Below are 26,073 nucleotides of genomic sequence, written 5' to 3'. Positions count from 1 at the left end.
CTCCCCAGTCTCCCCCTAAGGCCGCGCGACAACGAGACGGTAGCGCTACCAAGCCGGACTGTAAAGCGGCGATGCGCGGTCTTCGTCGTGCAGTGTCGATGCACTATATCCGACTCACGACCTACCGCCCATTCACCAGATCGAGGATGAGCTGATGCAGGTTGCCGCCCTGGCTGAGTTCGGTCTTGTCGAAGTCGCGGCTCGCTTGCCGCTGCGCCAGCGACAGTTCGGTGAGCCGCCTCGTCAGTTCGGTCCGAATCTTGCTGCAGCCGGGGTCGCCGGGGGCGGTCAGGCCGACGCTCATGGCCTCGATCTTGCGCACCATGTCCTCGATGATGTCGCCATGCACCTTTTCATGGCTCCGGACACCGGCGATGAAGATCGCCCAGTTCCTGGCGATGGCAGGCGGCAGTTGCCCGGCCGGCTTGGGCAGCGTGTAGGTGATGATGAGCTTTGGCCGCGCCGAAACCAGCACGCAGGCGCCGCCTTGCGGCTGATAATCCCTCGTCCAGGTCAGCTTGAAATTCGTGTATGCGATGGCGCGCGCAATGCCGAGCTTTGGCCCGCGCTCGCCGATCGAAGCATAGAGCTCGTGGCCGGTCTCCCCTGAGATGGCATAGGTTTCGACCTTCTCGACCGGCCTCCACTCGGCCTGCGCCGGCGTCGACAGGACGCAGAACGCCAGTAGAAAGAGACGAATGGCTGCTTTCATGCCGACATCAAAGACGTAGGGTGCGGGTGGGAAAAAACGCCTTCGATCTCAATCTGCATAAGCCAGCTTCCGTTGCGCCGGCAGGCTAGCATCTGGCGAGCCTGCCGGCAAAGTGGCCCTCATCGCCGCCAGAACGGCTTGGCGATCTCTGCCCTGGCCTGTTCCATGGTCAGGCCGATGTCGTCGATGAGTTCGGGCATATCTGTCGCCATGCGCGCCAGCTCATCGCGAAACCGGGAGCGCTCGATCCATATCGTAATCAGGCCCGGCCGGCGCTCAGCGCGGCTGATCGCGCTGGCCGGCGGTTGGCGAGGGTCGAGCTGCACGACATCGAAAAGCTCGGATACGGTGGTCAGCATGGTTTTCATCGTTTTGCTCCTCGGCGGCCCTGTTCGGAGGGCATGCGAGAAGCTTCGGCCTCGGAGGGCGATCGCGCCATCGGACAGATGCGGTGTTTGGGGTCCCGCATTTGTAGTATTCTGCGTCGGCAACAGTTGAAACCATGCCGATCAGATGGCAGGAAGTTTCTTCATGAACCGCATCGCGACGTCTTCACCGGCTGACGCGCTATCGGACCGCGAGCGCGCGGTGGCGGAAAGATTTGCCTCGGGGCTGACCTATCGCGAGATTGGCGAGGCGCTGTTCATCGCCCCCTCGACCGTCCGCACCCATCTCGCCGCGATCTACGAAAAGCTTGGCGTCAACAACAAGATCGCGCTTGCATCGCACATCAATGGCGTCGCACGCATGGGGCTGGCTCCTTCGCTGGCCGACGCGTCGCCGGTGCTCGCCATGTTTCCGATCGAATGCTTGAGTTCCGAAGAGCGCTGGCGTCGCTTCGCCGACGGCCTGTCGTCGGACATCACCATCGACCTTGCGCGCTACGCGGATTTCCCGGTCATCGGTTTCCACACCATGAAGTCGCTGGGCAGCAAGCCCGCCGATTTCGCCGCCGACGGCAAGGCACTTGGCGCTGCCTATATCGTGTCGGGCCAGCTGCGCGCCGACGACCGGCGCATTCGTCTGACGATCGAACTGGCCGATGCGCTGAATGGCGTCAGCCTGTGGAGCGAGCGCTTCGACCGCCCGGTCGAGGACGTTTTCAGCTTGCAGGACAGCCTGACCGAAAGCGTCATCAACGTGCTGGCTGGTTGTGGTGGAGCGATCGCCACGGTCGGGCGCAACGCGGTTCGCCGCAAGCCGCCGGCCAGCCTGCGCGCCTATGATCTCTATCTGCTTGGCGTCGAACAGCACAACACCTTTAGCCGCGCCGGCAACGCGGAAGCGATCAGGCTGTTTTCACGCGCGCTCGAGCTCGATCCCACCTTCGCCAGGGCCTGGATCGAGCTCGCCTACGCCTATTCGATTCAGTCCTGTCACGGCTTGGGGGGCGATCTGACGGGAGCGATCGAGAGGTGGCGGGCGGCGGTCGAAAATGCGCTTCGGCTCGACCCGATGGATGGCAGCGTTCAAACTTGCCTGGGTGATCTCATGGGATGCCTGGGCGATCTCGAAGCGGCGGAGCGTGCTTATCGGCGCGCCTTCGAATACGGCTCCAATCATGCCGACACGCTGGCGCTGCTGGCCGGCAGCAGAGCGCTGGTCGCAGGCGATCCGGCCGAGGCAATCCCGCTCATCGAGCGCGCCATGCGCCTCAATCCGCTGACGCCATCCTGGTATTTCGGGATGCAGGGTCGCGTCCTGTTCGCCGCCGGCAGACATCGTGAGGCCATCGCATCGCTACACAGGGGCGCCCCGGATTCTGCCAACATGCTGATGTTCCTGGCGTTGGCCCACGCGGCGGTTGGGGAGGGCTTGGAGGCGGCCGGGTTGGCGGCCCGGTTGCATACCGAATTTCCCGAGTTTTCGGTCGAGCGCTTCATCGCCGGCTATCCCGTGAGCAACCCGGATGCCGCGCTGGCCATTCGCCACGCCGCCAAACTGGCGAAGCTCGGCTGAAGCCTGCCGATCCAAAAAACGAGCCCATCCGGCAATTTCGATCCGCCTATTGTCCGCAACGCGCCAAGACCCAGATTCTGTCTTGTTGGCAGAAACTGTCCTGTTGCTGGTACCTGCCGTCATCTCGACGTTGGACCGGCCATGGAGGTGACCATGACACATGACGACATCATTTCGGTTCTGGGGCCGGTGGACGAGACCGTCATCGCCGACATCGCCTCTTCGGGCGCGACGATCGAGGAGTTGCGCGAGGCCTTTGCCTGGATCGGCGCCGACGAGGCGCTGGTCAACGAGGGCCGTCCTCTGCCGTCGGCAAGGGTGGTGGCCTTGATCGACCTGCTCGAGGCACCGGACGACGAGGACGAGCCGTAGGCGCCGGCGTCGCTACCTGACCGTCATCGCCGCACGCGCGACTTCAGCCAGCGGTCGAAGGCCACGGCGAGGATCAGGATCAGGCCGATGACGATGCTCTGCGTGTAGGACGAGACGTTGTTGAACTGCAGCCCGTTCTGCAGCACACCGATCAGTGCTGCGCCCACCACGGTGCCGCCGACGCTGCCGATGCCGCCGAACAGCGACGTGCCGCCGATGACCACGGCCGAGATCACCGTCAGTTCGTAGCCGATGCCGGCGACGGCCTCCGAGGAATTCAGCCGCGCCGACAAAACGAAGGCGGCAAGGCCGGCGAAGAAGCCGACGATGACATAGACCGAGATCAGGATGCGGTCGACGCGCAGGCCAGACAGGCGTGCGGCCTCGGCATTGCCGCCGACGGCGTAGACGGCGCGGCCGTAGCGCGTGTAGCGCAGCACGATGTGGCACAGGATCGCCGCTATCGCGAAGATGATCGCCGGCACCGGCACCGGGCCGATCAGCCCGGTGCCGAACCAGCGCATCGAGGCGTCGAAGCCGGAGATCGGGCCGCCATTGGAGATGGTCAGCGTCAGGCCGCGAAACACGGTCAGTCCCCCAAGCGTGACGACGAAGGGCGGCACTTTCAGCCGGGTGATGGCAAAGCCCTGGACCCCGCCGGCAATGGCGCCGACCGCGACGGCGGCGAGAAGGGCTGCGAACCAGCCATAGCCCAGCGTGCCCGTTGTCGACAGCGACAGCGTGTTGGCGGTGCCGCCCTTGGCCACCACCGCCGCGACCATGCCGCAGAAGGCCAGCAGCGAGCCGACCGACAGGTCGATGCCGGCGGTGAGGATGACGAAGGTCATGCCGAGCGCGATCAGCCCGGTGATCGAGATCTGCCGCAGGATGTTGAACAGGTTGATCGGGTCGATGAAGCTCGGCTTCAGCACGGTGAAGACGACGATCAGCACCGCCAGGAACATCAACGGACCAAAACTCATCAACAGGCGCGCGACATTGATGCCGCCGCGCTGGCTCGGTTCGGTCGTGCTGGTCATTGCGTCGCTTCCTGCTTCTGGTCGAGCGCCATCAGTTCCATCAGTTTTTCCTCTGTCGCTTCGATGCCGGGCATCTCGCCGGTGATGCGGCCGCGTCGCATGGTGACGATCCTGTCCGACACCGCAAGCACCTCGGGCAATTCCGACGAGATCATCATGATGGCGATGCCGCGTGCCGCCAACTGCACCAGGATCTGGTGCACCTCGGCCTTGGCGCCGACATCGACGCCGCGCGTCGGCTCATCGACGATCAGCACTTTTGGGTCGCGTGCCAACCAGCGGGCCAGGATGACTTTTTGCTGGTTGCCGCCGGACAGTCCTTCGATCGCCTGCTCGGGCGAGGCCATGCGGATCGACAGCGTCTTGCGATAGGTCGAAAGCGCCTCGCGCTCGCGCCGCTCGGCCATGAAGCCGGCAGCGTTGCTGTAGTGGCTGAGCGCCGCGATGGAAAAATTGTTGAGGATGCCAAGTGCTGCAAAGATCGCCTGGTGCTTGCGGTCTTCCGGCACCAGGCCGATGCCGAGCGCGATGGCATCGGCGGGTGACGCCGGCGCAATTGGCTTGCCGTCCAGCGTGATGGTGCCGGCGGCAATGCGGTCGGCGCCGAAGATGGCGCGCGCAAGCTCGGTGCGGCCGGAGCCGACGAGGCCCGCCACGCCCAAAATCTCGCCGGCCTTGAGATCGAGATCGACGCCTTCGAGCACGATGGCGTGCGGCGCCTGCGGATCGCGCACGGTGCGCAGGCCGCGCACGGAGAGCCTGACATCGCCGGCGGCGTCGCGCTGCGTCGGCCTGGCATAGAGTTCGGAGGCGGCGCGCCCGACCATCTTCTCGATGATTTTTGGCAGCTTGATCGGTCCGCCCTCGCGGTCGAGGTGCCCGGCCAGCCTGCCGTCGCGCAGCACCGTCATGCGGTCGCAGATGGCCGAGGCCTCTTCCAGTCGGTGGGTGACGAACATGATGGCGACGCCGTCCTTGCGCAGCCGGTCCATGATCGACATCAGCTTTTGCACTTCGGTTTCGGTCAGCGCCGAGGTCGGCTCGTCCATGATGATGAGGCGGCTCTTCAGCGACAGTGCCCGCGCAATCTCGACCAGTTGCTGCTCGGCGACCGACAGCGCCGACACCGGGGTCGACGGGTCGATGTTGAGGCCGACGCGGGCGATGATCGCGCGGGAGTCTTCCTCCATCTTCCGCCAACTGACCAGCCCCAACGGCCCGAGCGGCGCGCGGCCGATAAAGATGTTTTCCGCCACCGTCAGCGTCGGGATCAGGCTCAGTTCCTGGTAGATGGTGACGATGCCGAGGCGCTTGGCGTCCTGCGGATTGTCCGGACGGAATTCGGCGCCATCGAAAACGATGCGGCCGCTGGAGGGCGGCATCACGCCCGACAGGATCTTGAGCAGCGTCGACTTGCCGGCGCCGTTCTCGCCGAGCAGGCCGAGGATTTCGCCGGGGCGAACCTCGAGCGAGACGTCGCTCAGCGCAGTGACGCCGGAAAAGTGCTTGGTCACGCCCTCGACGGCGAGCAGGGCGGGGCTCTGTGACGACTTGGCGACTTCAGCCACGGACAAAATTCCTCTCCGCACGACACCCCACGGTTTGCGCTCGAACACCCCCCTCTGCCCTGCCGGGCATCTCCCCCTCGTGGGGGAGATTGAAAGCTTCCACGTTCCGCCCACCCTCAAGCATTGGTGGTTGGCGAAAACCGAAACGGCAACCGATCTCCCCCCTTGCGGGGGAGATGCCCGGCAGGGCAGAGGGGGGTGCTGTCCCGCCGGCCTTGCCGATGACTACTTCGTCTCGTTCAGCCTCTCAGCCTTGTCGAGATTGTCCTTGCCGATGACGATCGGCGTCAAGAGCACCAGCTTTTCCTTCGGCTCGGTCTTGTCCTTGGCATAGGCGACCGCGATCTGCACGGCGGTGCGCGACTGCTCGCCCGGGAACTGCTCGACCGTGCCGGCCAGCTTGCCGTCGCGCACGGCGACCAGCGCCTCGGGAAGCGCGTCGAAGCCGTAGATCTTGACGTCGGTGAAGTTGCGCGCCGCGCAGGCTTCGAGCGCGCCGAGCGCCATGTCGTCATTGGCGCAGATGATGGCGTCCGGCTTGCCGTTGGCGGCAAGGCCGGCCTCGGTCACCGAGAGCGCCTCGGCGCGGGCGAAGTTGGCCGTCTGCTCGAAGATGATCTGATACTTGTCCTTCAGGGGATCGAGCACGTTGTGGACGCCCTTGTTGCGGTCGATCGCCGGGCCCGCACCTGGCTGGCCCTGCAGATGGAACAGCTTGGCGCCGTTCGGGAACGCCGCCACCATGGCCTGCGCCTCGGCTTCGCCGCCCTTGACGTTGTCGGCGCCGACATGGGCGAGGATGCCTTCGACGCCGTCGACGCGACGATCGATGGTGACCACCGGAACCCCGGCCTTGACCGCTTCCTCGATTGCCGGCGCCAGCGCGTTGACGTCGAGCGGCGAGATGACGATGGCGTTGACCTTCTGCACCAGCGCCGCCTCGATATCGGCTGTCTGCTTCGGCGCCGAGTTCTGGCCGTCGCTCTCGGTCAGGTTGACGCCTTGCGCCTCGGCTTCTGCCTTGATCTCGTTCAGCATGTGGACGAAGAACGGGAAGCCGAGATTGGGCACCGAACCGAGAATGGTCAGCTTGTCCTGGGCAAAGGCCGAGGGAACCGCCAGCGCCAATGTGCCCATCGCCACGGACGACAGTAGAAATTCACGTCTGTTCATCTGATATCCTCCACAGAAACGCTGCCTCCGAAACCGGGAGTGGTTTCGGGAAGGGGCAGGCGTCGATTCAAAAATGGAGTGTCCTGTGAGCGCCCAAGGGACGCGAGGCGCTCCAGCCGGTCCACCGCGACGTCTCCTCCGCTCGGCGCCGGCGCGGAGAATGCTAGCCAAAGTAAATCGATTTAGCAAGAACGCGCAGAACTCAGATGGCGCCGGCGCTATCTGTCGATCATCCCCATGACGCGCTCGTTGTAGCGGGGCCCGGCAACCTTGCCCGGTGCCAGTGCTGCATCGAGCGCCTGCATTTCGGCGGCGCCGAGTTTGATCGCGGCGGCGGCGACGTTCTCCTCGAGATACGTCCTGCGCTTGGTGCCGGGGATCGGCACGATGTCGATGCCAAAGTCAGGGCCTTTGTGCAGCAGCCAGGCCAGCGCCACCTGGCCGGGCTTCACGCCTTTGCCCGCCGCGATGTCGCGCACCTTTGCGGCCGCCTCGACATTGGCGTCGTAGTTGGCGCCCTGGTAGCGCGGGTCGCCGCGCCGGAAATCGCCCTCGGGATAGTCCTCGGCGCGTTTGACGTCGCCGGCGAGGAAGCCGCGGCCGAGCGGCGCGAACGGCACCAGGCCGATGCCGAGCTCACTGAGCAGCGGGATGATTTGCGGCTCGAGATTGCGCTCCCACAGCGAATATTCGCTCTGCACCGCCGACACCGGATGCACGGCGTGCGCCCGGCGGATGTTGGCGGCACCCGCCTCAGACAGGCCGAAGAAGCGCACCTTGCCCTCGGTGACCAGCTGGCCGACCGCCCCCGCCACTTCCTCCATCGGCACATCGGGGTCGACGCGGTGCTGGTAGAGCAGGTCGATATGGTCGGTGGCGAGCCGGCGCAGCGAAGCCTCCACCACCTCCCTGATATGCTCCGGCCGGCTGTCGCGCCCGGTGCCGGCCTGCTTGCCATTCTTGATCAGGAAGCCGAACTTGGTGGCGATCGTGACCTGGTCGCGCCGGCCTTTCAGCGCACGCCCGAGAAGCTCCTCATTGATGAAGGGCCCGTAGACCTCGGCCGTGTCGAGGAAAGTGCAACCGAGTTCGAGGGCGCGGTGCAGCGTGGCGATTGATTCCGCTTCGTCGGCTGGGCCGTAGGACTGGCTCATACCCATGCAGCCGAGGCCGATCATCGATACCTGCAGCCCCTGGCTGCCGAGTTTGCGTTTGCTCAAGGTCATCGTCTGTCTCCTGCGGGAAAGGAAAAAAGGATCCGCCAAAACAATAGGGGCGGCGAACCATGCGTCCAGCCGGCGGCGGTCCTATTGGCGGCACACTCGTCGCCAAGGGGCTTCGACCTCAAGCCCTCGACAGCAGCCGACGCATGATCAGCGAGGCATGGCCGCCAATCCCATGCGCGGCCGGCCGACGCTCGACCACTTCGAAGCCGTGCTTGCGGTAGAAGGCGATGGCGCGATCGTTGCCCTCGATCACTTCCAGCGCAATGCTGGGGATCCCGGCATGCGCGGCCAGCACGGCGTGCAGCAGGTTGACGGCAAGGCCCGTGCCGAATGCTCGCGGCTCGATGTGGAGTCGGTCGAGCATGACGTCGCCCTTGGCGTCCATCGCCGCCATCGCGTAGCCGGCGATCGAGCCGTCGGGTTGCTCGGCCACGAACGACATCTTGTTCTCGTCCCTCAGCTCCGCCGCCAGCCTCTCGGGTGCGTGCTTGTCCTGGGAAAGCCGCGCTGTGGTCTCGGTGCCCATGATCGGCGAATAGGTCTGGCGCCAAGACTCGCCCAGCAGCCGCGACACCACCGCCAGGTCGCCTTCCTTCATCGGTCTGATCTGGGCCATACGGTCCTCCTCGCTCGCATTGCTGACGACAAGGCGTTGTGCCTCGATCAGCGACACTACAAGAGCACTTCGCCGCGTCGCCACCCCAAAAATTGACTCGAACTCCGCTCTCCGTCATCCTTATGCAGCCGCTATGTCCTGCGGTCGTGTGTATGAGCAAGCAGCATGGCCAGTTCCGTCACCAGCCAGAATTCCAAGCGCGCCGCGGTGCGCAAGGCGCTCGACCGCCACAAGGTCTACATCACCGCGCAGAGCTTTTCCGGCGGCACCTACAGCGCACGCGTGCTGGTCGATGGCGAGGCCTATTGGGTCGACGAATTCCGGCTCAGCCAGCTGCAAGGGGGCTTGTCGCCAGCCGAGCTTGAACTGACGCCGGCCACCGACGATTGAGCTGCCATCGATTGCCATCGATTGAGCAGCCCCCGCATCCCGCCTAGCATGCGGACATGACAACCCCGCCAAAACTCAAGACCTATCGCGCCAAACGCGAATTTACGAAGACGCCCGAACCGGCCGGCGGAATGGTCGCGAGTGAAGGCAGCCGTTTCGTCGTCCACAAGCATCACGCCACCGCCGACCACTATGACCTGCGCCTGCAGGTTGGCGACGTCCTGAAGAGCTGGGCGGTGCCGAAGGGCCCGTCGCTCAACCCCGCCGACAAGCGGCTGGCGGTCGAGACCGAGGACCATCCGCTCGAATACATTGACTTCGAGGGCGTCATCCCCGAGGGCGAATATGGTGGCGGCCCAATGATCGTCTGGGACACCGGCACCTGGGCGCCGATGGACGATGTCGACAAGAGCCTGCGCACCGGCGCCTTCAAGTTCCGGCTGGCCGGCGAGAAGCTGAATGGCGGCTGGATGTTGGCCAGGCTGAAGGGCAGGCCGGGTGACGACGACAAGAAAAACTGGCTGTTGTTCAAGGAGCGCGACCTTGCCGCCGACACCGCGCTCGACATCCTTGACGCGCGGCCGGAAAGCGTCAAATCCGGACGCCGCATCGAGGAGCTGGTGGCACCGCCGAAACCGACCGCCAGGCCGGCCAAGCCAGTGGTGCTGAAGCCCGGCGCGCTGCCCGGCGCGGTGCAGGGGCCAGCCCGGACGCGGATCGAACCGCAGCTGGCAACGCAGATCGCCAAGCCGCCCGATGGTGTCGACACCCGCGAGGAGTGGCTGCACGAGATCAAGTTCGACGGCTACCGCACCATGGCGCATCTGGCCGACGGGGAGGTGCGGCTGATCACCCGCGGCGGCATCGACTGGACCAAGCGCTATGGCGACTTGGCGGGTGCCTTCGCAAGATTGCCGTGCCGCGAGGCTGTTGTCGACGGCGAGATCGTCGTGCTCGACGCCAGGGGCATCAGTCGCTTCGCGCTGCTGCAGGACGCTCTGGCCGCAGGCGCCGGCAACAAGCTCCACTTCTACGCCTTCGATCTCCTGCATCTCGACGGCTGGGACCTGAGAAAAGCGCCGCTTGTCCGACGCAAGGCGCTGCTGGCGCAACTGCTGTCCGGGCTGGGCGCCAACGCCGCCATCCAGTTCAGCGACCATGTCGAAGGCAGCGGGCAGGGGCTCTACGACCAGGCGAGCGAACTTGGGCTGGAGGGCGTTGTCTCCAAGCGCGCCACGGCGACCTACCAGAGCGGCCGCACCAAGAGCTGGACCAAGACAAAGGCGTTGAAGTCTGAAGACTTCGTCATTGCCGGCTACACCACCTCCGACGCCGCCGAAGGTTTGGCGGCGCTCGGCATGGCCGAATTCGAGGATGGCGAATTGCACTACCGCGGCAAGGTCGGCACCGGCTTCGATGCGGCAACCGCCTCCGACCTGCTCTCCCGGCTGCAGCCGCTGCGCGAAGGCGCCACGGCGCCGGAAGGGGTGCCGCGCGAGATCATGCGCGAGATGAATTGGGTGCGGCCGCTGCTGTCGGCGCGCATACACTACGCCAACCGCACGGCGGACAATGCGCTGCGCCATGGCGTGTTCCGGGGCTTGAGGGATGTCGGCCTGTCGACGCCGGTGTCGGCCAAGCGCAAGCGGCTGATCGCCGAGGCCGATCTGGCGACGATCTGGGTGACCAACCCGACGCGGCGGCTGTTCGGCAAGACCGGACCGACCAAGCTCGACATCGCCGTCTACTACGCACTGGTCGGCGATTTCATGCTGCCGCACATCCTGGGACGGCCGGTGTCGCTGGTGCGCTGCCCGACCGGCCTGCCGAAAGACTGCTTCTTCCAGCGCCATGCCTTCACCGGCATGCCCCCCTCGGTGGTCACCTTCGAAGCGACCAATTCCGAGGGCGAGACGAAATCCTATCTGTCGGTCGAGGGTGCCAAAGGCTATCTGGCGCTGGCGCAGTTCGGTGTCGTCGAGTTCCACACCTGGAGCACGCATCGCACCAAACTGGACAAGCCGGATCAGATCGTTTTCGACCTCGACCCGGGCGAGGGGATTGCCTGGCGCGAGGTGGTCGAGGCGGCGGTGCATATCCGCGCCGAGCTGGAGGCGCTTGGCCTCGTGCCCTTCGCCAAAACCTCTGGCGGCAAGGGCATCCACATCACCGTGCCGGTGACGCAGAAGCAGAACTGGAAGAAGCTGCACCAGGCGTCCAGCGCCATCTCCACCCATCTGGCGGCGACAGCGCCCGACACCTTCACCACCACCATGGGCAAGGACAACCGCAAGCGGCGCATCTTCATCGACTATCACCGCAATGCGCGCGGCCACACCTCGGCCGCACCATACTCGCTGCGCGCCCGCACCAATTTGCCGGCCTCGACGCCGGTGAGTTGGTCAGATCTGGAGTTGATCGATGCGCCGGAGGATTTGAACTATTCGTCGCTGCCGGGCTTGCTGGCGACGTCGGGCGATCCCTGGGCCGATATCGAAGATTTTGCGAGGGATTTGCCCTTTCAGAACTTGGGTTCCTCGCCCCCGTGAAACGGGGGAGAGGTGTCCGCGCAGCGGACGGAGAGGGGGACCTGCGCCAGCGGATGGAAGAGGATTTCTTTGAGGCGTTTTCGGGATGGGGTCGCGCCATTCCCCCTCTCCGTCTCGGCTTCGCCGAGCCACCTCTCCCCCGCTTTGCGGGGGCGAGGAACCCAACTCCATCGACGCTCTCGACAATTTGAATTATTCTCTCCCCCGCCCCTCAGCCCTGCTGGAAGATTTCGCTAGGGATTTGCCGGTATTGTCGGGGGGCATGTAGGATTTCCGCAGCGCCGCACGTCCTTCGGACGAAAAGCCGCTGCAGCAGTTTGCGTAGGAGAGAGTGTCATGGCACCCAGGGCAAGTTGGAAAGGTTACCTCAAGCTCAGCCTCGTCAGCTGTCCGGTCCGGCTCTATCCCGCGACCAGCGCCAGCGAGCGCATCAGCTTCAACCAGCTGCACAAGAAGACCCATAACCGTATCAACATGAAGCCGGTCGATCCCGAACTCGGGCTGGTCGAGCGCTCGGATCTGGTCAAGGGTTACGAATACGAGGACAAGCAGTACATCATCATCGACGACACCGACCTCGACGCGGTGCGCATCGAATCCAACCACACGATGAACATCGAGGCTTTTGTCGACGAGCACGCGGTCGACGTCATCTACCAGGACGCGCCCTACTATCTGGCGCCCGATGGCGCCATGGCGGAGGAAACCTTCGCCGTGCTGCGTGAAGCCATGCGCAAGTCGGGCAAGCTGGCGATTGCACGGCTGGTGCTGTCCAGCCGCGAGCGGGTGGTGACCATCGGCGCGCGCGAGAACGGCATGTTCGTCTGTACCTTGAGGAATCCGAACGAAGTGCGCGGAACGGCTGAGTATTTCGGCAATATCCCCGCCGGCAAGCCGGAGCCGGAAATGCTGCAGTTGGCCGAAGCGCTGATCAAACAGAAGGAAACCACCTTCGATCCGAAGAACTACGAGGACCGCTACGAGATCGCGCTGATGGCGATGATCCGCGAGAAGCTGAAGGGTCACAAGCCGATCATCGCCGCCGCTCCCGAGCGCGGCAATGTCATCAATCTGATGGATGCGCTGAAGGCCAGCCTGTCGCAGTCGAAGCCGCCGGCCAAGAGCAAGAGCAAGGCCGACGATTCAGCGAAACCGGCCGCAAAAGCCAAGGCCGCGCCTGAAAACGCGCTCAAGGCAAACCTGCTCAAGGCCGTCGGCAAGAGCAAAGGGTGACGGCGCCCACCGGCACAATAACCCCCGGCAGCGTCTTCGGCGCCATCGGCGCGCTGGCGGCGTTCCCGCTGCGGCTGGCCGCGCGCGAGGTCGAGCGCCGGCAAGGCCAGTTGCGGCGCGGCGTCGTAAGGCGCACCAGCCATGTCGTGTTCGGCCGCAACTATCTGGGCAAGGCCGGGGATGCCGAGATCGAGCGCCGCGTGGCCGCCGAGCGCGCGGCCGGGCGCAAGCTGCTCAGCGAAAACGGCTTTTTGCGCCTGCTCGGGCTGATGAAGGCGCCCGAGGCTTCGACGCTGTCGCGGCAATCGCTGATCGACCAATCGCGGCTGGCCGCCGCCGAGCTTGATCTTCTCAGCCTGTTCGATGCTTTCGAGCACGACAGCGAACCCTATTCCTTCCGCGACCTGATCCTCGCCCGCAAATATGCCGGGCTGATCGCCGGTGGCGCCACGTGGGGAGCGATCGCGCGCTCCGTGCACCGCTCCGGCCCGGTCGCCTCGCTCACCGCCAAGTCGCTCAATGTCGGCTCGCAGCACGGGCGCAGCGACGCGATCTATCTCGAAGGCGGTCAGAGCGAGCTCGACGGCCAGCTGCTGTTCGATCTCGGCGCTGTCGATGACGACACGCTGGAAGAATTGTTCGCCGACGCCGAAGCGGCGGAAGAGCAGGAAGATCATGTGCAGGCAGCGGCACTTTACCAGCGCTGCCTCGCCATCGATCCCACCGACGCCATCGCCGCCTTCAACCGCGCCAACTGCCTGCGCGCCGGCGGCCATCCGGCGGAAGCCGCGCATGACTATGCCCGCGCGATAAAGCTCGACCCGGCCTTCGTCGAAGCCTGGTTCAACCTCGCCGGGCTGATGAGCGATGAGGGCCGCGAGGCCTCGGCGCGCCGGCATTTGCAGAAGGCCATCGCGCTCGACAAGACTTATGCCGATCCGGTGTTCAACCTCGCCCGCCTCGAATTCGACGCCGGCAACCTGGCCGAAGCGCGGCGAAACTGGGCGCGCTATCTCGAGCTCGACGCCGACTCCGAATGGGCGCGCATGGCGGCGAAGGGGATACAGTTCGTCGATTTGCAATTGGCGCAGAAGTCGGCGGGGTGAGGGAATGCTTGCGCTTGAACACCCCCCTCTGTCCTGCCGGACTGTCCGGCAGGACAGAGGGGGGTGGGACGGAACGCGGCCTCCACAAGTGTGCCGCCTCATGACCAGCTTCCTCTTCGACGGTCACGACACCGCCCCCGTCACCATCCTGCTCGCGCACGGCGCCGGTGCATCGATGGACTCGCCCTCGATGACCGCCACCGCAAAAGCGCTGGCCGCCGCCGGCTTCCAGGTCGCGCGCTTCGAATTCCACTACATGGCCGCCCGCCGCTACGGCCACCGCAAGCCGCCGCCGCGGGCCGAGACGGTGAACCCGGAATATATCAAGGCGATCGCCGATCTCCGGGCGAAGGGCGTCACCGGTCCGCTCATCATCGGCGGCAAGTCGATGGGCGGGCGCGTCGCCTCGATGGTCGCCGACGAGATGTTCGCGGAAGGCAAAATCGCCGGGCTGCTTTGCCTCGGCTATCCCTTCCATCCGCCGGCCAAGCCGACGCAGTTGCGGACCAAGCATCTCGCTGGGCTGAAGACGCCAACGCTGATCTTCCAGGGCACGCGCGATGAGTTCGGCACGCAGGACGAGGTAGCGACCTACGATCTCTCCGACAAGATCGAAGTGATCTGGCTGGAGGACGGCGACCACGATTTGAAGCCGCGCAAGAGCATCTCCGGCTTCTCCACCGGCGATCATCTGAAGACGCTGGCCGAAGCGGTGAAGGCCTGGGCGGGCACGGTGTAGGGGTGCGTTGCAGCTTTCGTATTCTTTTGGATGTCGCGCTGCCACCTCATTGTCCTGCCGGACTGTGCCTCACCACTCGGTGAGGACTTGCAGGTCACCAGCTGGGATCTCGGCCTTCGAGATCAACGTCCCGGACGATCGGCGGTTGGCGACGAAGACCGGCGTAGGGTGCCAGGTAGGCCATTTTGAATGCGTCGCCCATCACACCGCATATGGCGTTGAGCGTTGCGCCGATTGCAAGCCTCGGAAAGCTTGGCCGTGGCAGCTTAAGGCGTCGGATCGGGGCGGCGGTGGAGATGTCGGTCATGGTGTCCTCCTGTGACGATGACAATGACACCGCTTCCCACTCAGGTCCTTGGCCCAGACCTGAAGAGTCCTGAACGGCCCTGAAGTTCGCCTTCAGGATCATCTTGGACTATCCTGCCCGCGAGGGATGGGTTCTTGGCCAATGGACTTGGAGTTTGGGAACTACCGCCTGAAACGTGCCGAACGGCTGCTGCTGGGGCCGAAGGGGCCGGTGGAGCTTTCGGCTCGTTCCTTCGACATCCTCGCCATGTTGCTCGAGAGGCCGGATGATGTGATCGGCAAGACCGAACTCTTCGATGCGGTCTGGCCGGGCCTGGTGGTGGAGGAGAACACGCTGCAGGTCCATATTTCGGCGCTGCGAAAACTGCTGCCCGCCGAGATGATCGCAACCGTGCATGGCCGCGGCTATAAATATGCCGGTCCCAAGCCCTTCGTGGGGACGGGAGAGGCTACGGCGCCGTCCAGACCGTCGATTGCCATACTTCCCTTCGACAACATGAGCGGCGACCCGGAGCAGGACTATTTCAGCGACGGGATTACCGAAGACATCATCGCCGAGCTCGGCAAGTACAAGGAGTTTCTGGTCATTGCGCGGAACTCCGCCTTCCAGTTCCGCGGCAAGGCCAATGACGTGGTCGATGTGGCAAATAAGCTTGCCGTCCAATACGTCGTCGAAGGCAGTGTGCGGAAGATCGGCAACCGGGTGCGGGTCACCGTGCAGCTGATCGACGCATCTTCAACAGCTCACATCTGGGGCGAGCACTACGACCGCGAACTCGATGACATTTTCGCCATCCAGGACGAAATCACCCAGATGATTGCAGCCCGCCTGGCCCGGCAGGCCAGAACCGCGATTGCGTCGCGCGCCAGGGCCAGGCCGACCGACAACATGTCGGCCTATGACTTTTACCTGCGGGCGCTGCAACTGGCAGCCACCTACGACTATGACACGGTGCGCGAAGCGGAACCCTTTCTGCGCCAGGCGGTAAAGCTCGATCCGCGGTTTGCTGCTGCCCACGCCTTGCTCAGCTTTGTGGAGACCCTCAAGTTCTTCTGGATCTACTACAATCCCGACCTTTTGCACTCCGGACTGGAGATCGCAAGAACTGCACTGCAGCTTGACCCGGACGAGGCCTATGGGCATCTCGCCACCGGTTTTGCTCACTTGTACCTGCGACAATTCAGGCAAGCCGAAATCAGCCTTGACCGGGCGGTTGCCCTCAATCCGAACGATCCGTTCATTCTTAGTATCCGCGCGCTTCACCTGAACTACACGGACAGGCCGGATGAGGCGCTTGTTGAGATAAACGAAGCCCAGCGCCGCGACCCATACGCTGTGGGATGGTATGGAGACTTTCGCGGTATCATCCTGACCACGGCTGGACGATACCGCGAGGCAACGGCCTGCTACGCGAAAATGGTAACTGTGCCACCGTGGTCGCTCGTTCGTCTTGCCGTCTGCCATTCCGAACTCGGCGAAATCAAGCAAGCGCAGGACGTGCTGGCAAAAGTAAAGGCACATTATGCCGGACTACGCCTTGACGAGATCGTTGATACGGAAGTGGACTTCTATGAGGATCCCGCCGTGTGCAGCAATTATCGCGCGATCCTGCGGCGCGTTGACAGGCAAGAATAAGTTTCTCCCAGGCCGCGGCCCGCAATGAGCTACGGTACCTGGGTGCCGCGTTCGGTCGCCTCTTGCGACACGCCTTGGCTTCCTGCTTCATGCACGCAATGAAGATCGCCACCTTCAACATCAACAACATCAACAGCCGGCTGCAAAACCTGCTGGCCTGGCTGGCCGTGGCAGAACCCGACATCGTCTGCCTGCAGGAACTGAAGGCGAGGGACACGCAGTTTCCGCGCTCGGCCCTTGCCGCTGCCGGCTATGGCGCGGTGTGGAAGGGCGAGCCGACCTGGAACGGCGTTGCCATCCTCGCGCGCGGTTCGGAGCCCGTTCTGACCCGCGATGTCTTGCCCGGCGACGAGACGGACAAGCAAAGCCGCTACATCGAGGCGGCGGTCAGCGGCATCGTCGTCGCCTGCCTCTACGCGCCCAACGGCAACCCGCAGCCCGGCCCAAAATTCCAGTACAAGCTGGCCTGGCACGGAAGGCTGGAGGCGCATGCGGCGGAACTGTTCGACACCGGCCTGCCGGTGGCACTGGTCGGCGACTACAACATCGTGCCCGAGCCGCGCGACATCTACCCGACGCGCTCCTATGACGACAACGCGCTGGTGCAGCCGGAAAGCCGGGCATCCTTCGCCGCACTGCTCGACCAGGGTTGGCTTGATGCGCTGCGCAAGAAGCACCCGAAGGACACGCTCTACACATTCTGGGATTATCGCCGCAACCGCTGGCCGCGCGACGCCGGCCTGCGCCTCGACCACATCCTGCTGTCAAAGAAGCTGTCGCGCCGGCTGACCGGGGCGGGCATCGACCGCGACGTGCGCGGCGAGGATGGCGCTAGCGACCACGCGCCGGTGTGGGTGGAGTTGCGGTGAGAGGGCGAAGCTGCTGATCTCCCCCGCAAGGAGGGAGATTGGATGTCGCTATCGCTTTCGCCACTCTCGAAGGCCGCCGCCATCCAGTCCTTTCCCGCATACGCAATTTTGCGATACGTCTTTCACGCTGGTAATCTCGGGAATCGAACCATGCGGCGGGCCGCGCCGGGCGAAGCGGGCAGCGCATGCGGCCCCGAGGGGAGAGGCCGATGAACAGGGTTGCTGACAGGCTGCTTGCGGTCGTCCTGCTGGCGGTCGGCATTGCCAGCTTCGCCAAGGCGTATCTGGCGCAGGGCGATGCGGCTGGATCCTTCGCATCGGCGCATCTTTTGGTCCTGGTCGCGGCAGGCGGGCTCTCTCTTGTCGGCGCGGTGTTGTTCTGGGCGGGCCTGTTGCCGGGTCGGCCGAGGCATCAAGCCGGAGCGCCGCTGTTCGGCCGGGCGGCGGAGGTGCAAGAAACCGGCAGGCCGCGCCTGCGGCAGGCCTTTCTCGTCGTTCCGTTGATTGCCGTCCTTGCCCTGGTAGCCGATCAGTTCGGTCCCTGGCGAGCCGATGACGCCAGCCCGGGCGGCGAGGTCGCCGCGCCCAACCAGCCCAAGAGCACCGAACCAAAGGGCTCCGAGCCCAAGGGCGAGGACATCGCCAATGCTCCGCCGGCGCCGGAACCAGCGCCCCCGCCAGCCATGGCGCCTGCTCCGCCGCCCATCGCCGCGCCGCCGCCGCCCGCGCAAGCCGCCCAGCCGCCCGAGCAGGCAGCCAAACCGCCGGAGCCGGCGCCTGCCCAGCCGCCAGCAGCGCCCGCAGCCCCGCCACCGGAGGTCGCGGTCATCCCGCCGCCTGCCACCGTCGCGCCGCCGCCCCCAGCTCCGCCGCCGCTGCCGACGCAGCCCGAGGGCCACCGCGACGCCGTCGTCTGGCTGGCGGTTGCGCCCGACGGGCGCTCGATCATGAGCGCCAGCACCGACCAGACGATCAAGCTCTGGGACATTGCCGGCAAGCAGCTGATCCGCAACCTCGGCGTCCACAAGGACATGGCACGCACGGCGCTGTTCATGCCCGATGGCGTCAGCGCGCTGACCGCCGGCGACGACGGCGAGATCGTGCTGCGCAAACTCTCCGACGGCGCGGTGCTGCATGTCTTCTCATCGGGCGAGAACGGCGGCGTCAACAAGCTGGCGATCAGTCCGGACGGCAAACGCGCTGTCAGTGTGCACGGTACGGGCACGGTCATCGTCTGGGACCTCGAGAACAAGTCCGCGCTGCATGTGATGACTGGGCATGACTGGTCGATCAGCGCGGTTGCCGTCTCGCCCGATGGTTTCAGCGCCGTCAGCGGCAGCATCGACGGGACGCTAAAACTCTGGGACATCGGCGCCGGCAAGCTGCTACGCAGCTGGCACGGCCATGAGCGGGGCACCTATGGCGCCGTGTTCACCGCCGACGGCCACCATCTGATCACCGGCAGCGGCGACTATACGATCAAGCTGTGGGACCTCGACACCGGCAGGGAAGTGCGCCGTTTCGAGGGCCATTCGGGCACCGTCTATGTGCTGGCGCTGTCGGCCGACGGCAAGCGCCTGCTCTCCGGCTCGCTCGACGGCACGGCGCGGCTGTGGGACATGGAAACCGGCAACGAGATCGCCATGTTCGACAGCCAGTCCGGCCCGATCTACGCGGTGGCCTTCGCCGCCGATGGCACGGTGCTGACCGGCGGCTACGACCGCACCATCAGGGACTGGCCGGCAGGCGGCGGCGGCGGCGTGGTGTTGTTTGCCGGCGCGCCGGATTGATTGGCGGCATCGGCAATTTTCATTGCCCGTGCTTGAACACCCCCCTCTGTCCTGCCGGACATCTCCCCCGCAAGGGGGGAGATCGGCAGCTCCGCCGACAGCACCTCTCTTGCTGCGCTGAAGATTTGCGACGGCGACGGCGACGTCCGATCTCCCCCCTTGCGGGGGAGATGTCCGGCAGGACAGAGGGGGGTGGGAAGGAACGCGACCCTGCGCCGGTATCAACCTTGACATACGCGTTGCCCGGACGGGTCGGCGCGCCACAAATTTCCATGATATCTATCTTCGATTGGGCCACGCAGATCGGCCTTCTGGCTATTCAATCGGGCGATGAGACCTGATATAGGTCAGCTTGGTTGACCTATATCCAGAAGGTCGAGGCCAAGGGCCGAGGGAGGTGCGTTTTGACATTGATGAACCTGTTGGCGTCGCGCTCGTTCGCGCATGAAGGCCTCGGAAATCCGCGAACTGCTCAAGCTGCTCGACCAGCCGGACATCATCTCGTTTGCCGGCGGCATTCCCGACCCGGCGCTGTTTCCGTCCGAAGCGATCCGCGATGCCTATGCCGATGTTTTGGGCAGCGGCGATGCAGCCTCCGCTCTGCAATACCAGGTCAGCGAAGGCTATCTGCCGTTGCGGCGCTGGCTGGCCGGGCAGATGGGAAAGCTCGGTGTCGACTGCGACGAAAACAACGTCCTGATCACCTCCGGCTCGCAGCAGGCGCTGGATTATCTCGGAAAGCTGTTCCTGTCGCCCGGCGACACCGCGCTGGTCACCTGGCCGACCTATCTCGGCGCCCTGCAGGCGTTCAACGCCTATGAGCCGCGCTATGACCGGCTGACGCCGGACGGCGGCAACATGACGCCGGACGCCTACCGCGCCGCAGCGGCCGCAAACGGCGGCAAGGTCAAGTTCGCCTATCTCGTGCCGGATTTCGCCAATCCCACCGGCGAGACGCTGGGCCTCAAGCAGCGCGAGGCCGTGCTCGATCTCGCCCAAGAGCTCGACATCGCCGTCATCGAGGACGCCGCCTACCGCGCGCTGCGCTATGACGGGGAGGGGGTGGCGCCGATCCTGGCGCTGGACTGCGCCCGCTCAGGCGGCATCGACAACGCCCGCACCATCTATTGCGGCTCCTTCTCAAAAATCCTGTCGCCGGGCATGCGGGTGGGTTGGGTCTGCGCGCCGCGCCGCGTCGTCGAGAAGCTGGTGCTGATGAAGCAGGCCTCCGACCTGCACAGCCCGTCCATCAACCAGGTGGTCATGCACCGCGTGGCCGAGGCCGTTTTCGATGACCAGGTAGAAAAACTCATCGATGCCTATCGCGCCCGCCGCGACGATCTTCTCGATGCGCTCGAAGCCAACATGCCGGAAGGCGTGAGCTGGACCCGGCCCGACGGCGGCATGTTCGTCTGGATGACGCTGCCCGAGGGCGCCGACGCCACCGTGCTGCTGGCAAGAGCGGTCAAGGAGGCGCGCGTCGCCTTCGTGCCCGGCAGCGCCTTTCACGCCGACGGATCAGGCGGCAACACCATGCGCCTGAGCTTTACGCTCGCCGACCGGCGCGCGGTGAGCGAGGGGATACCGAGGCTGGCGAAGATTATGAAGGAGTACGGCGGGACGCAAAGTGCGATGAAGATATGTCCCGAGTGTCAGCATGTTTTCCAAGGCAACGGCTGGGACGGCATAGACGCTCACTGGAAATCTAAGCACGAAGGCGTCATGCCATATGCAACAGCCTGGCCACTCATTAAGGCTGGCAACTATCGAAATTCATAAAGCGCCTCGGGCGGACGGACGGCCGCAAATCGCGCTTTTGTGCGATCTGGTCGCCGGCGACAGACTGGTAAAGTGAACGGGCAGGGTGCAAGGTCGCCGCCCTTTGAACTGATTGCTCGTCATGTCGACCGAATGAGAAATGCCGCGGCCATCGACGACTGCCCGACGCCCCGTGTGATGCTGCTTCTGGGCAGCGCGCCCGATGTGGTGCGATGCGAAGCCTGGCCGAAGCGGGCTTTCAGCAGGATCGTCGCCATCAACAATGCCTGGCGGGTGCGCCCCGACTGGGACTTTCTCGTCCACGCCGGCGATTTTCCGTCGCACAGGCTGCCCCGGGGCGAGGCGCTGCGGCAGGCGCAGATCTTCAGCGCCGCGCACTACGTGCCGGCGCAAAACAGCTTTGGCGGCTTCGTCTATGCCGGCGCCACCATGGCGCTGACGGCGGCCTACTGGACCATCCACAGCCAGAAGCCAGATGTGCTGGCCTTCCTGGGCTGCGACATGATCTACGACCGGACCGGCAAGACGCATTTCTACGGCATCGGCCGTGCCGATCCGCTGCGGCCCGACGTGACGCTGCGCAATCTCGAGGCTAAATCGGCTCGCCTGCTCGTCCAGGCGCTGAAGCGCGACTGCCTGTGCATCAACCTGTCCGACCTGCCGCGCAGCAGGCTGATCTTCCCTAGGCTGACCTTCGATGAATTGCGGGACCTCTCCCACGACAGGATTTCCGAAATGAAGTCGCAAGTCCTGGCCGGGATCCGCTTCGACAAGGCCGAGAAGGCCGAGAGGATCGAGAACGACCTCGGCTATTTCTACGAGGACGGCATGTACTGGAACCATCTCGACGAGATCGACGAGAGTTATCTCGCCGACATCGACCGTCTCTGGATATCGGCTGTGGAGACGGGGCAGAGGTGAACCGCTCTTGGCGTTGGAGAACTACGCCCCCCTCTGTCCTGCCGGACATCTCCCCCTCAAGGGCAGGGCAATCGCATATGGCAGCGCCAGCCCCCTCTCCGGCCGCTGCGCGGCCACCTCTCCCCCATTCCATGGGGGCGAGGAACACCAACCGCCGAGGTCGCGGCCTTGGAAAGCCTGGGTTCCTCGCCCCCACAACGTGGGGGAGAGGTGGCTCGGCGAAGCCGAGACGGAGAGGGGGAGCGCCATATGCGATTGCCCTGCCCTCAAGGGGAGAGATTGGATGTCATCAACGGTTTCGCAAATCTTAAGCTCGGAAGAGCAGGTGCGGCGGAGAAGCTGCCAATCTCCCCCTTGAGGGGGAGATGTCCGGCAGGACAGAGGGGGGGTGGGACGGAACGCGACCTTGATCAATGCGACCTGTACAAAAACGCGGAGGCACGCCATCGTCCGTCTCGACGCAAGGACCAGATATGACGACTGGCTTTCTCTTCGATGGGCCGAGGATGCGCCCATGACCGATCTCCACATCGTCGAGGCGTCGATCGAACAGCTGCGGCAGGCGCTGGAGAACGGCAACGTCACCAGCGTCGAGCTGGTCGGTGCGTATCTCAGGCGCATCGCCAGATATGACCGGCACGGCATCACTCTCAACGCCGTTCCCGTGCTCAACCCGGACATGTTCGAGGACGCCGCCGCCTCCGACCTGCGCCGCCGGCAAGGCGCGACGCTGGGGCCTTTGGACGGCATCCCCTACACCGCCAAGGACAGCTACAAGGTATCAGGCCTGACGGTGGCTGCCGGCTCACCAGCCTTCGAACATCTGATCGCCAATGAGGACGCTTTCACCATCGCGCGGCTGCGGGTCGGCGGCGCGGTGCTGATCGGGCTGACCAACATGCCGCCGATGGCCAATGGCGGCATGCAGCGCGGCGTCTACGGCCGGGCGGAAAGCCCCTACAACGCCGACTATCTGACCGCCGCCTTCGCCTCGGGCTCGTCCAATGGTTCGGGCACGGCGACAGCGGCGAGCTTCGCCGCCTTCGGGCTTGGCGAGGAGACATGGTCGTCGGGCCGGGCGCCGGCGTCGAACAATGCGCTGGTCGCCTACACGCCGTCGCGCGGCGTGATTTCCGTGCGCGGCAACTGGCCGCTGGTGCCGACGATGGATGTCGTCGTGCCGCACACGCGCAGCGTTGCCGATATGCTGGAACTGCTCGACGTGATCGTCGCCGACGATGCCGAGACGAGAGGCGATTTCTGGCGCGCGCAGCCATGGGTGGCTTTGCCCCGCAGCTCCGCTGTGCGCCCGCCACGCTATGTCGGGCTCAAGCAGGAAGGAGCGCTGCAAGGTAAGCGGCTTGGCGTGCCCCGCATGTATATCGGCCGCGATACCGAGGCCACCAAACCGATCGAAACCCGTGCCTCGGTGCTGGACCTGTGGGCGCAGGCAGCAAGGAATCTGGAGCGGCTTGGCGCCACGATCGTCGAGGTCGACTTTCCCGTCGTCTCCAACTACGAGCGCGACCGGCCGGGGACAAGAACCATGGTCGAGCGCGGGCTGGTGCCGGAAGAATTTGCCGAGCGCGAGATCTGGGACCTCTGCGTCTGGGGATGGGACGATTTCCTGCGCGCCAATGCCGACCCGGTCATTCCCGATCTCGCCTCGGTCGATGGTCCAAAGATATTCCCGCAGCCGCCGGGCACGCTGCCCGACCGCTATGGCGACGATGGTTTCGATCTGGCGGAGTATGTCGGGCGGGCCAGGCTTGGCGTCACGCCCTTCGCCGTAATCCCGTCACTGGAAGGCGGCCTGAAGGGTCTGGAGGCGACGCGGCGGATCGATTTCGAGGACTGGCTCGACGTGCAAGGGCTCGACGCCGTGGTGTTTCCCGCCGCAGCCGATGTCGGGCCAGCCGATGCCGATGTCGACGAGGCGTCCGCAGCACTTGCCTGGTGCAATGGCACCTGGGTCGCCAACGGCAATCTGGTGTGGCGGCATCTGGGCATTCCGACCGTGACCGTGCCGATGGGCACGATGGCCGATATCGGCATGCCGGTCGGGCTGACCTTCGCCGGCAAAGCCTACGGCGACACCACGCTGCTTTGCCTTGCCGGCGACTTCGAGCGCTCGGCCGCTCGTCGCACGAGCCCGCCGCGCACGCCGGAATTGCCGGATGATGTGTTTGTCGCGCGGCCTGGTGGCTTTCCGCCCAGCGATATCGATGTGCCGCAATTCACCATCACGCTTGCGGCCGAGACGCGGCACACAGGCAGTCAGGACGAGATATCCATCTCCCTCGACCTGCATGGCGACGACGCCACTGACGCAGCCAGCCTCAAGGTGCATGTCAACGGAACGCCCGTCGAACTACAGCGGAGCGGCGCGCGTTTCAGCGGCTTTGCATTCATTCCGGCTGACGAACATCGCAGGCTCCACAGTGTCTGGCGCGGCGCTTACGGCTCTATCGTCACCGCCATCTTGCGCCTCCCGGACGGCCGCGTTGCCGGCGCCTTTACCGTAACCGGCGGCATCGGGTGACAGACGGACACTGATCTGGCAAGTTGGCGCCAACAAGGGCCGTGCAGGTCGGGGCAAGCGTCAAGCAAAGCGCTGGAGGGGGTGTTCGTGTACGGGTCAGCGCCGCTGATTGGCTTTTTGCGCTCAAGGCTGTTGCAGGCAATTGCGGTGTCTGGCGCTCTTGCGTGCCTGATCGAGGGCTGCGCGAACCCGCGCGTCATTGAAAGCGCCGTGCCGGCGGTTCCCCCATCCCCGGCGGCTCCCCCGGCGCCGGCGGCTCCCCCGGTCCAAGCCCAGCGATCCTGCACCGCGCAATGGCTGGCTCGAGGCCATACCACCCAGCCCCAGGCACAGGCCTTCGCCAAAAAATGCCTCAATGCGCAAGGCGCGGTGGAAAAGCAGCTCGACCACAAGATCGTCACCCGCAAGGTGACGGCATTGATCAATGCCGACACACCGTTGACTGCGCTCGAACCCTCCGACATCGCCACCTTCTGTCCCGGCTACATGCTGCAGGACAGACAAGGGCGCGCGGTTTTCTGGCGCACGATGATTGCCGACCTGGTCGCCGAGGAATCGGTAAACAATACCACGGCGGCCTATTGGGAAGAGGACCAGGGCCAGTACTCCATCGGGCTGTTGCAGCTGTCGCTGGCCGACGAAGAGAGATATAGATGCGGCTTCAAGTCGGAGGTCGACGTCACCGATCCCCATCGGAATCTCACCTGCGGCATCAAGGTCGTGACCATGCTTGTCGGCGCGGACGGCATGATCGGCGGTGGCAAGGGTCACGAGATGAAGGGCGCCGGCGCTTACTGGCAGAACCTTCGGCACCCATCCGAAGTGCGCAACCGGTTGATCAACGCCACCAGGGCGGTCGCGCAGTGCAGGCCCGACCCGCGAAGCTCTTAGCGGATGCGGGCCGGCGCCGGCAGCTTGCGTCCGGGCGTGCCTGCATCCTGAAATCCTTGACCCGCCTGTCACCCACGTTATCTTCAAACCATGTCACAACCAGCGCTCGCGGCCACTGCGCCGCTCATCGTCATCGATCTCCAGACCGGCATGTTCGATGGCGTCGCCGAGCCACCGATCCATGATGCCGCCGGCATCGCCGCTCGTGTGCGGGTGCTGACCGAATGGGCACGGCGCACGGGACGCAAGGTCGCCTTCGTCAGGCATGACGGGCCGGCGGGCGACCCGCTGGCACCCGGCGAGCCTGGCTGGTCGGTGTGGCCGGCGCTCGGCCAGGCCAAGGACGAGCCGACCTTCGCCAAGAGCGTCGGCGACGCCTTCAGCAATGCAGCACTTGGCGAATGGGTGGCCGGGCAGGGCGCCGGCGAGGTCGTGCTCGTCGGTGCGCAGAGCGACTTTTGCGTTGCGGCCACGGTTAAAGGCGCCTTTGCGGCAGGGCTTGGCGTGATCGTAGTTTCCGACGCCCACAGCACTCTGGACAGCCCCAGCGAGACCGCTGCCGAAATCATCGCCCGGCACAACGCCGACTTCTCCAGCGCTGGCGTGACGCTGGTGACCACCAAATCCTTGACCGGCGTTTGATCCTCGCTCTGGCG

23 protein-coding genes are annotated in these 26,073 nt (G+C 65.0%); 15 read left to right on the top strand and 8 right to left on the bottom strand.

Annotated features, from left to right (window positions below; genetic code table 11):
• Positions 1–121: 121 nt before the first annotated feature.
• A complete protein-coding gene (locus tag LHFGNBLO_RS27775) occupies positions 122–712 on the bottom strand; it encodes a DUF922 domain-containing Zn-dependent protease (protein ID WP_258602473.1) in 591 nt (196 codons plus the stop codon).
• Between the two features lie 119 nt (positions 713–831).
• Complete coding sequence (locus LHFGNBLO_RS27770) at positions 832–1,080, bottom strand: DUF1127 domain-containing protein (protein ID WP_258602472.1); 249 nt, start codon at positions 1,078–1,080, stop codon at positions 832–834.
• 163 nt (positions 1,081–1,243) lie between these two features.
• On the opposite strand from LHFGNBLO_RS27770, the gene LHFGNBLO_RS27765 reads away from it, so the two are divergent.
• Together LHFGNBLO_RS27765 and LHFGNBLO_RS27760 are read left to right on the top strand one after the other, a co-directional pair.
• Positions 1,244–2,671: a LuxR C-terminal-related transcriptional regulator gene (locus LHFGNBLO_RS27765; RefSeq protein ID WP_258602471.1), complete on the top strand. Its 1,428-nt coding sequence runs from the start codon at positions 1,244–1,246 to the stop codon at positions 2,669–2,671.
• Between the two features lie 153 nt (positions 2,672–2,824).
• A complete protein-coding gene (locus LHFGNBLO_RS27760; RefSeq protein ID WP_258602470.1) occupies positions 2,825–3,043 on the top strand; it encodes a hypothetical protein in 219 nt (72 codons plus the stop codon).
• 23 nt (positions 3,044–3,066) lie between these two features.
• On the opposite strand, the gene LHFGNBLO_RS27755 is transcribed toward LHFGNBLO_RS27760, so the two are convergent.
• The 5 genes from LHFGNBLO_RS27755 to LHFGNBLO_RS27735 form a co-directional block, all read right to left on the bottom strand.
• Entirely contained in the window at positions 3,067–4,083 is a 1,017-nt protein-coding gene (locus tag LHFGNBLO_RS27755) for an ABC transporter permease (protein ID WP_258602469.1), read from the bottom strand.
• Entirely contained in the window at positions 4,080–5,651 is a 1,572-nt protein-coding gene (locus LHFGNBLO_RS27750) for a sugar ABC transporter ATP-binding protein (protein WP_258602468.1), read from the bottom strand. The genes LHFGNBLO_RS27755 and LHFGNBLO_RS27750 overlap by 4 nt, the downstream gene beginning before the upstream one ends.
• 225 nt (positions 5,652–5,876) lie before the next feature.
• Positions 5,877–6,824: a substrate-binding domain-containing protein gene (locus LHFGNBLO_RS27745; RefSeq protein ID WP_258602467.1), complete on the bottom strand. Its 948-nt coding sequence runs from the start codon at positions 6,822–6,824 to the stop codon at positions 5,877–5,879.
• 218 nt (positions 6,825–7,042) lie between these two features.
• Positions 7,043–8,050, bottom strand: coding sequence for an aldo/keto reductase (locus LHFGNBLO_RS27740; RefSeq protein WP_258602466.1), 1,008 nt, complete (start codon positions 8,048–8,050; stop codon positions 7,043–7,045).
• Between the two features lie 118 nt (positions 8,051–8,168).
• Entirely contained in the window at positions 8,169–8,723 is a 555-nt protein-coding gene (locus tag LHFGNBLO_RS27735) for a GNAT family N-acetyltransferase (protein ID WP_258602465.1), read from the bottom strand.
• Between the two features lie 108 nt (positions 8,724–8,831).
• Here LHFGNBLO_RS27735 and LHFGNBLO_RS27730 point away from each other — a divergent pair, with 108 nt between their 5' ends.
• The 5 genes from LHFGNBLO_RS27730 (at position 8,832) to LHFGNBLO_RS27710 (ending at position 14,683) form a co-directional block, all read left to right on the top strand.
• Positions 8,832–9,056 (top strand): hypothetical protein, encoded by a 225-nt coding sequence (locus LHFGNBLO_RS27730; protein WP_258602464.1) that lies wholly within the window; start codon positions 8,832–8,834, stop codon positions 9,054–9,056.
• Between the two features lie 56 nt (positions 9,057–9,112).
• Positions 9,113–11,605 carry a DNA ligase D gene (gene ligD, locus LHFGNBLO_RS27725; protein WP_258602463.1) on the top strand — a complete coding sequence of 831 codons (2,493 nt, stop codon included), beginning with the start codon at positions 9,113–9,115 and terminating at the stop codon, positions 11,603–11,605.
• A gap of 336 nt (positions 11,606–11,941) precedes the next feature.
• Complete coding sequence (locus LHFGNBLO_RS27720; RefSeq protein WP_258602462.1) at positions 11,942–12,838, top strand: Ku protein; 897 nt, start codon at positions 11,942–11,944, stop codon at positions 12,836–12,838.
• Positions 12,835–13,944, top strand: coding sequence for a tetratricopeptide repeat protein (locus LHFGNBLO_RS27715; RefSeq protein ID WP_258602461.1), 1,110 nt, complete (start codon positions 12,835–12,837; stop codon positions 13,942–13,944). Before LHFGNBLO_RS27720 ends, LHFGNBLO_RS27715 begins: the two co-directional genes overlap by 4 nt.
• Positions 13,945–14,044: 100 nt before the next feature.
• Positions 14,045–14,683 carry an alpha/beta fold hydrolase gene (locus tag LHFGNBLO_RS27710; protein ID WP_258602460.1) on the top strand — a complete coding sequence of 213 codons (639 nt, stop codon included), beginning with the start codon at positions 14,045–14,047 and terminating at the stop codon, positions 14,681–14,683.
• Positions 14,684–14,777: 94 nt separating this feature from the next.
• On the opposite strand, the gene LHFGNBLO_RS27705 is transcribed toward LHFGNBLO_RS27710, so the two are convergent.
• Entirely contained in the window at positions 14,778–14,990 is a 213-nt protein-coding gene (locus LHFGNBLO_RS27705; protein WP_258602459.1) for a hypothetical protein, read from the bottom strand.
• 126 nt (positions 14,991–15,116) lie between these two features.
• Between LHFGNBLO_RS27705 and LHFGNBLO_RS27700 the strand changes: the two genes are divergently transcribed.
• The 8 genes from LHFGNBLO_RS27700 (at position 15,117) to LHFGNBLO_RS27665 (ending at position 26,059) form a co-directional block, all read left to right on the top strand.
• Positions 15,117–16,625 (top strand): winged helix-turn-helix domain-containing tetratricopeptide repeat protein, encoded by a 1,509-nt coding sequence (locus LHFGNBLO_RS27700; RefSeq protein ID WP_319944183.1) that lies wholly within the window; start codon positions 15,117–15,119, stop codon positions 16,623–16,625.
• Positions 16,626–16,723: 98 nt separating this feature from the next.
• Positions 16,724–17,494, top strand: coding sequence for an exodeoxyribonuclease III (locus tag LHFGNBLO_RS27695; protein ID WP_258609927.1), 771 nt, complete (start codon positions 16,724–16,726; stop codon positions 17,492–17,494).
• A gap of 209 nt (positions 17,495–17,703) precedes the next feature.
• Positions 17,704–19,284, top strand: coding sequence for a WD40 repeat domain-containing protein (locus LHFGNBLO_RS27690; protein WP_258602457.1), 1,581 nt, complete (start codon positions 17,704–17,706; stop codon positions 19,282–19,284).
• A gap of 444 nt (positions 19,285–19,728) precedes the next feature.
• Positions 19,729–21,063 carry a PLP-dependent aminotransferase family protein gene (locus LHFGNBLO_RS27685; RefSeq protein ID WP_413774650.1) on the top strand — a complete coding sequence of 445 codons (1,335 nt, stop codon included), beginning with the start codon at positions 19,729–19,731 and terminating at the stop codon, positions 21,061–21,063.
• A gap of 132 nt (positions 21,064–21,195) precedes the next feature.
• Positions 21,196–21,984, top strand: a complete 789-nt coding sequence (locus LHFGNBLO_RS27680; protein ID WP_258602456.1) for a hypothetical protein — start codon at positions 21,196–21,198, stop codon at positions 21,982–21,984.
• Between the two features lie 514 nt (positions 21,985–22,498).
• Positions 22,499–24,526 carry an amidase gene (locus LHFGNBLO_RS27675; protein WP_258602455.1) on the top strand — a complete coding sequence of 676 codons (2,028 nt, stop codon included), beginning with the start codon at positions 22,499–22,501 and terminating at the stop codon, positions 24,524–24,526.
• A gap of 147 nt (positions 24,527–24,673) precedes the next feature.
• A complete protein-coding gene (locus tag LHFGNBLO_RS27670; RefSeq protein ID WP_258602454.1) occupies positions 24,674–25,417 on the top strand; it encodes a hypothetical protein in 744 nt (247 codons plus the stop codon).
• Positions 25,418–25,507: 90 nt separating this feature from the next.
• The gene (locus tag LHFGNBLO_RS27665; RefSeq protein ID WP_258602453.1) at positions 25,508–26,059 is read left to right on the top strand and encodes an isochorismatase family protein; all 552 of its coding nucleotides are present in this window, start codon (positions 25,508–25,510) and stop codon (positions 26,057–26,059) included.
• Positions 26,060–26,073 lie beyond the last annotated feature (14 nt).

Source organism: Mesorhizobium sp. AR10 (genome assembly GCF_024746795.1).
Lineage (GTDB): Bacteria > Pseudomonadota > Alphaproteobacteria > Rhizobiales > Rhizobiaceae > Mesorhizobium.
The sequence above is the reverse complement of the archived record's forward strand: the minus strand, read 5'-3'. Positions and strand labels throughout refer to the sequence as shown.